This window comes from Vibrio sp. 10N.261.55.A7 (assembly GCF_002877365.1).
In the GTDB taxonomy this organism is placed as follows: domain Bacteria; phylum Pseudomonadota; class Gammaproteobacteria; order Enterobacterales; family Vibrionaceae; genus Vibrio.
Genome location: NZ_MCWZ01000039.1, coordinates 1 through 8,880 on the forward strand (window position 1 = coordinate 1; position 8,880 = coordinate 8,880).

The following is an 8,880-nucleotide window of genomic DNA, read 5'->3' on the forward strand; positions in this document are numbered from 1 at the left end:
GCCATATCCAGCACTTGTTGCACTGTCGCTTCTCCAATCGTCGTACCAGCAAAGTCAGGTAGAATTTTACTTACCTTGTCTTCTGCGCCAATTAACCCATCATCCATAAGTTTATGAGTCACAACCGCTGCCAATGTTTTAGATGCAGATTGCAATAGATTCGTATCGTTAACACCAAACCCATTGTCATAGAACTCAGCCAAAACCTGATTGTCTTTCAATATAACCAGACCTTTCGTCTGAGTGTCTACCAGTGACTGTATGTACGTTTTATTTTCTGTGAACGTACCGTTTAGATTAAATACGTTTCCTTGCTCTAAGGTAACAGGGGTTTTCGCTGCATCAATTTGTTCAGTTGTCGTTTGAACATACTCATCCCAATTTGCGCTGACGTGCTTGTAGTAAGGCCAGCTCTGCATATTCTGAGGTGTGATTTCGTTCAATGTGTAAGGTTTGTAGAAATCTTGCAGATTAAAATCCCCACCAATGGCAGAAGGTGTTGCCAAGGCGTTTGATGAAATCAATGTAGCTAAAATAATGGCTGCGGTTGTTTTGATGACTGTTTTCATAGTAGTAACCTCTTTGTGGAGTTCTATTTCGTTGAGGCAATAATAAGGCAATAAAATAAATAGATTAAATCATTAAGTATTCGATAATCGAATGGAAGTGTAATTTAATGGTCAGTAAATCATTTAAAAAACTTACCGATATAGTCTGATTGCCCCCGTCGCTTTATAACTGTCTTTTTATCCGCTGTAGTCAGGTTTCAATCAGGGAATAATCGGATAAACATTAAATCAATACCGGGGTCAATATAGACTCGTTGCGTCTCCAGTTATTGCTGTATTAAGGTCACTTTTGTCTGTGTCACTTCCATCACTAGCAACTTATTGTTTACGAAAGGAAGTGACCAACGACTCAAGTTATTAATAGCTAAGAACAAATTAAGCTGGGAGTTATTGAAAAGATAAAAGCCGACGGTAATGTCAGCTTTTATTGACTACATGAATTTTGGTTGGCGTGCTAATTAAAATCGATTAGCAATAGTAAAAGCGACGGTCTGAGTATCATAAACTAGCGACTTACTCTTCCAATCGGCTTTCTGGGTTTGGTATGCAATGCCAATATCCCACTCTCTGTTTAAATCGTAACGCACACCCGCTTCAACATCACTGACTCTGTCACTTTGCCATTGCTTGTGTTGCACTTTAGCCACTAAATGCAGGTCATCAGCAATTTCATAGTCCACTTTAGCAACCACACCAGGTAAAGCTTTAACATCGCTATTACGCGCATGTTTGCCTCCATTTTCGAGATCCGTTTCTAGATCCAATAAATAGGCAGTCATACCAACACCAGCACTGACCTGAAGGTCATCTGAAAGTTGCATTTTATGATAATAGTTAGCGCCTAAAGACCACTGACGAAAGGCTAAATAAATACCTTCTCCTTTATTGTAATTTGCCCCTTGATAACTAAAGTCATTCTTTGCAATGCCACGACGACGAGTTTCATTAGGTGAAAATGCAACTTCTAACTCTTTATCGTCACTTAATTGGTAAGTGTAATTGACCGCTGCAAAAGGCTGGTGTTCATCGACCAGTTGGTCACCGGGCAACCCTGCTTTAGCGAGACTATCCTCCAAGTTGACACCAATATCGAACTCAAACCTGTGCTTAAGGTTTTTGGAGGTTCGAATCTGATAAGCTTGCTTTGATTGCTTAACAAAAAAGTCATTGGTAAAGCTCATACCTAATGCAAAACCGTCTCTAGTTGGCATTGCCATCATCATCATATCTTCCGAGTTTAAAGGGGAAATAAGATACTGATTGACTAGAAAAGAGATACTTCCCGCCGCAAGCACATCATCGGCATGATGACGGTTGCCATGCATTCGACTAAGGGCAACATAAGAGGCCGCAGCATAGGCTGGAACACCCCATGCTGCGCCATATCGGCTCTGCAAAAAAGCAGCACCAGAAAACGCTGCAGCGGCATGTCCCGAAGGAAATGACATAGAACTTGAATCATTAGGACGACGTCTCGATACGACGTGCTTTGTCGTTTGAACAATAGCTTGAGAAGCACCCACAGAGAGTAATAACTGCTTTGCTCCCTGCGCATCATCGTGCAACCAAGCAGCAAATAAGCCAGTCAATGGAATGGCAATTTGCAACGTATCCCCCGCTTCTACGTATTCGTCTTGTATTGTATTTGTAATGGCGTTGTTTGCTCTTGGGGCTTCTTGTGTAAAACCTCCAAATGCAGTGCAAGCCAGTACAATACCAGCAATTGTTCTTTTCATAGCCCATCTCCCGATGTCGTTCAATCTCATGTTTCGATGGCGTTACTATATATACAACTGACGAAATCAATGAGTTAGTTACTATTCGATATTCGGATGGAAGGTTATAGATTGATAAGCGGTACGTGCTATGGAAATTCGGTTGTTAAAGCGGGTAAGTAAATAACGGGATCTAGAATTGAAATCTTGATATTGAAGATACGAAAAAGGTGACCATGCATTTTAACAATATGCTGGTCACCATAGAAATTACGAACTATTAATTTGGTCTATATAGTACTAACTCAGTCATGAGTTTTCCTACTCTTCTTCCATCACATCTCGCTTCATTACAGCTGAAAACTGGTCACCTGCGGTGCTAACTGTAACGAGTGCCCAGCCCTGGCTATTAAGGTAGTTGATAGCATCAATTGGGGAATTAAAATTGATAACTTTCCCCTCAGAATCCCTTAGCAGATCTTTGTTTTTAACCCCAATTTTGAGCGCCTGTCCAAAGTCGACTTCTACTTTCCACTTAGTTAGAGAGAGTAACTTTCCAACAGCGTTTACCATGGCATATTGTTCGGTTTGAGCTGAATAGATATTACCACTATCGAGTTCGTCTGCTATGGCTACGCGGCCAAACAGTAGGGTGATACTCATCAGTAGTGCTGCCATTATCTGAATTCTATTTGTGTTCATCGTTTTCTCACTTAGTGTCTTATTTTGCATGACGCTAATCCTAATCGATGAAGGCTTATCTCCTTAATTGGGTTGTATTCCATAATCGAATACTTCATGGAGCTATCTATATATAAGCATGGAATTTCAAGTAATCACTACTTTTTAAGGACAGGCAACTAAAGCGAAAGAAGTGGTGAACAGGACGTTATTCTATGATTAACGATATAGGTTAAGAGTCGAATCAAGGTGAAATAGTGAGGTTAGAAACGAAGGTAGTTGGATAATAAGGTAATAGGCTCAAGCTAAAATAGACACTGATTTCTGTTCTCCTCCCAACAAACGGCAAAGGATATGAGCCTATATTTATTGAACAGTTTATAACTTAGCGATAAGTCTAAGCTATATACTGATCGGAAATTTCATCACTAAAAGATAAGCCTCATTTTAGAGAACATTCTTCCTACTTGTGTAGCTATTTGATTGCCTAACTGCCTTCTGGTTTAACTTTAGAGAGTTGGCTAATCAAGAATTCCATGACCGGGCCTTGTATGGTGTTTGCTCTCCAAACAAGATCGGCTGCGTAGTATAATTTAGTGCTTTGAAATTCCGGTTTGAATTCAATCAAGGTTCCCATAGCTTGCTTTTCTATCGCCACAAATTTTGGCAACCACGCCCAGCCTAACCCCTGTTCAACTAAGCGAATCATGTCATCTTGCTCGGAGGCTTCCCAAATTTCTTGCGATATTTTTCCAGTGCTCTTCAAAACACTATTTTCTAGCATACTCGTACAGACTATTTGACGTTCTGAAATTAGGGTTTCATTGTCCACTTTTTCCATATCAGACAGTGCTGAATCAGGACTGCACACACACACCCACTCGATCTGTTCAATGGCGACAAAATCTAAGTTGTCTGGTACTGCTTTCGAAGCGAGATTTAAAGCTAGCTCTACATCACCGTTTAATATGGCGGTATGAAGTTGATCTCCAGATATTCTAATCAACTTAACTCTTGTAAAAGGAAAACGCTCAGCCATTTTTTCTAAGGTACTATCAATCACATACAAAGGGACGAGTGGATCCACACCAATTCTTATGACATCTTCTACGTTTTCAGTCGCTCCTTGGGCATAACTTTGAATTCGCTCTGCTTGCCTAATGAGCACTTTAGATTGTTCATAAAGGTGCTCACCTTGAACCGTCAATTTAGGATACCTGGTTGAACGATCAAACAGAGATATGCCTAAATCTAACTCTAAATTATTCACACCAATGCTGACTGAACTTTGGCTTTTGTTTAAGTGGCGGGCAGCCGCTGAAAATGACCCTTTCTCTGCAGCAGCAATAAACGCGGTTAATTGTTCAAGATTAAGCATATGGCACCAATTTGAATCCTAATAAAACGTGACTTATAGATACTAAGCTTGATTAGTAGCAATTAGCAAAATATTGTTCATTTTGATTAGAATTGATATCACTAAACGGACGGAAAAATCACTTAATATAGTTATATTTGGCCAGAAGCGAGCGACTCATGCTGCAATGCATCAAACAAAGATGGGATAGATAAAAAGAATGGTTGGGAATAGATAGGATGTTGTGTCACTTTTCAGTGAGGTAAATAAGGCTATATGAACATTCTATGCACATATAGCCTCGCTATCAGTTACTTGTCATTTTCTTCAAGGGAAAGGCTATTCCCAATCAAGAATGACTTTACCTGACATTCCAGAGCGCATCATGTCGAAACCAGCTTGGAAGTCATCCACTTTATAGTGGTGCGTAATAATTGGAGAAAGATCTAAACCAGATTGGATTAGCGATGCCATCTTGTACCAAGTTTCGAACATCTCACGGCCGTAGATACCCTTGATAACCAAACCTTTGAAGATGACCTGGTTCCAATCTACTGCCATGTCTGATGGTGGAATACCGAGTAGAGAGATCTTACCGCCGTGGTTCATGTTTGTAAGCATGCTGTTGAACGCAGATGGGTTACCCGACATCTCTAGGCCGACATCAAAACCTTCTGTCATGCCAAGATCAGCCATTACGTCTTCAAGCTTCTCTTCCATCACGTTAACTGCGCGAGTCACACCCATTTTCTTAGCCAGATCTAGGCGGTATTCGTTTACGTCAGTGATAACAACGTGACGAGCACCAACGTGCTTAGCAACAGCAGCAGCCATGATACCGATTGGGCCAGCGCCCGTGATCAGCACGTCTTCACCTACTAGGTCGAAAGAAAGCGCGGTGTGCACGGCGTTACCAAACGGGTCAAAGATTGATGCGAGATCGTCCGAGATTTCAGCAGGGATCTTAAACGCGTTGAACGCAGGGATCACAAGGAATTCAGAGAACGCACCCGTGCGGTTAACACCAACACCAGTCGTGTTACGACAAAGGTGAGTACGGCCGCCACGACAGTTACGACAGTGACCACACGTGATATGACCTTCGCCAGAGACACGGTCGCCCAGCTCAAATCCGCGAACTTCTTGGCCAATGCCAACGACTTCGCCTACGTATTCGTGGCCAACTACCATAGGCACAGGAATGGTGTTTTGTGACCACTCATCCCAGTTGTAGATGTGTACATCAGTACCACAAATGGCCGTCTTCTTGATTCGGATAAGAAGATCGTTATGACCCATTTCAGGTTTATCAACCTCGGTCATCCAAATGCCTTCTTCAGGCTTCAGTTTTGAAAGTGCTTTGATTTTCATTACTTAATGATCTCCATGTCTTTACCAACTTGGATAAAGGCATCAATCGCTCTGTCTAGCTGCTCACGGCTATGTGCGGCTGACATTTGAGTACGAATACGTGCTTGTCCTTTTGGAACGACAGGGAATGAGAATGCAACCACGTAGATGCCTTTCTCTAACGCACGCTCTGCGAACTCTACAGCTACTTTAGCGTCGCCTAACATGATTGGGATGATTGCGTGATCAGCGCCACCCATTGTAAAGCCAGCGTCTTCCATACGTGCGCGGAAATGCGCTGCGTTATCCCAAAGGTTCGTGCGTAAATCGCGAGACTCTTTAAGAAGATCGATAACGCGAATAGATGCAGAAACAATCGCGGGTGCAACCGAGTTTGAGAATAGGTACGGACGAGAGCGTTGACGCAACCAATCGATCACCTCTTTCTTACCAGATGTGTAGCCGCCTGAAGCGCCACCCATTGCTTTACCAAGCGTACCAGTAATGAAATCAATACGGTCAATCACATCGTGATATTCGTGTGTACCAGCACCGTTTTGGCCCATAAAGCCAACTGCGTGAGAATCATCAACCATCACTAGCGCGTCGTACTTGTCTGCAAGGTCACAAATAGCTGGCAGGTTTGCTACCACACCGTCCATAGAGAACACACCGTCAGTCACGATAAGCGTATGACGAGCACCCGCTTCTTTCGCTTCGATTAAACGCTGTTCTAGTTGCTCCATGTCGTTATTTGCGTAACGGAAGCGCATTGCTTTACACAGGCGAACACCATCAATGATGGATGCGTGGTTAAGTGCGTCAGAAATAATAGCGTCTTCTTTACCAAGAATGGTTTCAAACAGGCCCGTGTTTGCATCGAAACAAGAGGTGTAAAGAATCGTGTCTTCTTTCCCTAGGAAAGTAGATAGTTTTTGCTCGAGTTCTTTATGAGAATCTTGTGTACCACAGATAAAGCGTACAGAAGCCATACCGAAACCGTGTTCGTCCATCCCTTCTTTTGCCGCTTCGATAAGCGCAGGGTGGTTCGCTAAGCCAAGGTAGTTGTTCGCGCAGAAGTTAAGCACTTCTTCACCAGTAGAAATCGATACTGACGCTTTTTGGGCAGAAGTAATAACACGCTCAGACTTATACAAACCTTCTTCTTTTACTTCTTCAATTTGATTTTGAATTTGTTGGTAAAAAGACGATGACATCAGCAAGATTCCTCACTAGTAATTATTATTAAACAAGCTTAGTTGTTTATTGTAGGGTTCGGACACAAGTAGCACGCCGAAAGAGTATTTGACTAGTTTAAACCAACTCTTCAGATACCATTATCCCGCCACATGGAAAAACATTAGTGAACCACAGGAACATATGAGCAAGTCTTGAGCAAGCAGGGGCTGTAACGATACTCAATATCAATTACGCAAAAATAGATATGAATATCAATACATTATTTAGTAAATATTCGTTCTACTATCTATAATTAACTCAAATAGCATGACATACTTGATAACATGCATATTAAATGGGCTAACCTTATGAATCGTCTATCATTATCTCAGAAAATTAATATTCCTTTATTTACTATTTTGATTGTTTTTATTGTTTCTACGTTGATTTCAGTGATTCAAGCAAACAAACAACAAGACCTCAATACTTTGCTCAATCAGCAAGTCCAACCCTCAATGATGAGTTTGGACAGTGCTTACCGAGATCTGTATCAGGTGACGGTGGCGGCCCAAGGCATCGCTCGTAGTCAATCGACGCAAGAAACCCAATACCATATTGGCGAATTTAAAGACAATGCTTATCACGCGGTGCCTCGCATGAAGAAAGTGTCGACTTTGTTTGATATTGGATTTTTACCCACATCGAATCGAGCGGATTTCGATAGAATGGTTACAGCGACCGAACGTTGGATAAAGCTCTATGAGCCGATGGTTGAGAAGCCAGAAAATGCGTCATTCTATTTACGCGCGAATCAACAGAAGATAGACGCCGAATTTCAGATTATTCGTACTAGCCTAACAACACTCAGTGACTTAATTGCCGAAAAACAGGCCATTTTGAGCAATGATGTTGATCACTCAATCGACTCCAGCAAACTCACCGTTGAAATTGCATTGGCTATCGCTCTCATCGCAGGGGCAATTGCCTTCTGGATCATCAAACAATTCGTTATCAAACCGCTGAAGAACATCGAAATTGCCATGGCCGATATTGCTCAAGGTGATGGTGATTTGTCTAAACGCATGGAAGTCACCAGTGACGATGAACTGGGTAAAGTGGCAAAATCGTTTAACCAGTTCGTGGCCAAGATTCATCTAACGGTCGAAGAAGTGATCATTTCCTCCAATGCAGTGCGAGCTGATATGGAAAACATCAAGTCTCTAACACAAAGCATCGCTTCATTTAGTTCGAATCAGCAGCAAGAGAGCGAGATGGTTGCTACAGCTGTCCATGAAATGCAAGTGACCAGCTCAACCGTCAGCGATAATGCAAATGAAGCGGCGCAAGCAAGCGGAAGCGCCAACGAAGAAGCTGACCAAACCAGTGCTATTCTTGGCCAAACCGTTGATTCAATCACCAACCTATCGAGTGAGATTGATAATGCTAGCCAAGTGATCCATACCCTAGATGCGGATGTGGGGAACATTGTTTCGATTCTAGATGTGATACGTGGCATTGCTGATCAAACCAACTTGTTGGCCCTAAACGCCGCCATTGAAGCTGCGCGTGCAGGAGAACAAGGTCGTGGTTTCGCAGTCGTGGCCGATGAAGTACGCTCACTCGCGAGCAGAACTCAAGAGAGTACTGGTGAAATTCAATCGATGATTGAGAAATTGCAGGAAGGCGCAAAGCAAGCCGTGTCTGTCATGGAAGCCAGTAAAAACAGCAGTAACGCGACCATTGATACGGCAGGTTCGGCCTCTGAATCACTCAACAAGATTCGCAGCTCTATCGAACAAATGAATGCGATGAACACGCAAATTGCCGCCGCCGCTAGCCAGCAGTCAAACGTCAGCAATGAGGTAAACGAAAACGTTCAACGTATTGCCGACAACAGCTACCAAATGGTTGAAATGGTCAATAGTGCAGACAATGCCTGCATGAGCTTATCGGAACAGTGTCAAAAACTGGATAACCTAGTGGCTGAATTTGAGGTGTAATCCACCAGCCACTGAATAGCTGAATAGCT

At 42.5% G+C, this 8,880-nt stretch carries 7 protein-coding genes; 1 reads left to right on the forward strand and 6 read right to left on the reverse strand.

All coding sequences use genetic code 11. The features are described from left to right. The 6 genes from BCU12_RS03935 to BCU12_RS03960 all read right to left on the reverse strand — a co-directional run. On the reverse strand, window positions 1–569 hold a 569-nt coding region (locus tag BCU12_RS03935; protein WP_133153805.1), incomplete at its 3' end, for a serine hydrolase domain-containing protein. 458 nt (window positions 570–1,027) lie between these two features. Next, window positions 1,028–2,305 (reverse strand): phosphatase PAP2 family protein, encoded by a 1,278-nt coding sequence (locus BCU12_RS03940; RefSeq protein WP_198599243.1) that lies wholly within the window; start codon window positions 2,303–2,305, stop codon window positions 1,028–1,030. Between the two features lie 300 nt (window positions 2,306–2,605). Further along, complete coding sequence (locus tag BCU12_RS03945; RefSeq protein WP_198599244.1) at window positions 2,606–3,016, reverse strand: hypothetical protein; 411 nt, start codon at window positions 3,014–3,016, stop codon at window positions 2,606–2,608. Between the two features lie 436 nt (window positions 3,017–3,452). After that, window positions 3,453–4,343 (reverse strand): LysR family transcriptional regulator, encoded by an 891-nt coding sequence (locus tag BCU12_RS03950; protein ID WP_102403083.1) that lies wholly within the window; start codon window positions 4,341–4,343, stop codon window positions 3,453–3,455. 318 nt (window positions 4,344–4,661) lie between these two features. Next, the gene (gene tdh / locus BCU12_RS03955) at window positions 4,662–5,693 is read right to left on the reverse strand and encodes an L-threonine 3-dehydrogenase (RefSeq protein WP_102403084.1); all 1,032 of its coding nucleotides are present in this window, start codon (window positions 5,691–5,693) and stop codon (window positions 4,662–4,664) included. Further along, the gene (locus BCU12_RS03960; protein WP_102403085.1) at window positions 5,693–6,889 is read right to left on the reverse strand and encodes a glycine C-acetyltransferase; all 1,197 of its coding nucleotides are present in this window, start codon (window positions 6,887–6,889) and stop codon (window positions 5,693–5,695) included. The genes tdh and BCU12_RS03960 overlap by 1 nt, the downstream gene beginning before the upstream one ends. Window positions 6,890–7,219: 330 nt before the next feature. Here BCU12_RS03960 and BCU12_RS03965 point away from each other — a divergent pair, with 330 nt between their 5' ends. Further along, window positions 7,220–8,851, forward strand: a complete 1,632-nt coding sequence (locus BCU12_RS03965) for a methyl-accepting chemotaxis protein (RefSeq protein ID WP_102403086.1) — start codon at window positions 7,220–7,222, stop codon at window positions 8,849–8,851. Window positions 8,852–8,880: the final 29 nt, after the last annotated feature.